The organism is Gilvimarinus sp. 1_MG-2023 (assembly GCF_030548285.1).
Genome location: NZ_JAUOSC010000178.1, coordinates 1 through 434, shown reverse-complemented (window position 1 = coordinate 434; position 434 = coordinate 1). Strand labels below are relative to the sequence as shown.

Here is a 434-nt window from a genome sequence, read left to right as displayed (position 1 = left end):
GAGCATTATCGCCGTGGCCGGTTTTTTTGTCGGCATGGTGCTGGGGCTACAGGGTTACACCATTCTGGTTGATTTCGGCTCCGAAGCCGCACTGGGGACGATGGTATCGCTGACCCTGTTGCGCGAGCTGGGACCGGTAGTGACCGCTCTGTTGTTTGCCGGGCGAGCAGGTTCTGCCCTGACGTCGGAAATCGGCTTGATGAAAGCCACCGAGCAGCTGTCGGCGATGGAAATGATGGGGGTTGACCCGCTGAAACGCGTGATCACACCGCGTTTGTGGGCCGGTATTATCTCTATGCCATTGTTGGCGGTGATTTTCAGCACCGTCGGCATCTGGGGCGGGGCGTTTGTCGCAATCGATATGCTGGGCATTGATGAAGGTGCCTATTGGGGCAATATGCAGGCATCGGTTGAATTTTATAACGATGTGATCA

The 434-nt window shown here is 56.0% G+C and carries 1 protein-coding gene; it reads left to right on the top strand.

Annotated features, from left to right (window positions below; all coding sequences use genetic code 11):
- Window positions 1-434 (top strand): ABC transporter permease (locus Q4563_RS16305; RefSeq protein ID WP_303605224.1); only part of this gene is annotated, 434 nt, incomplete at both ends.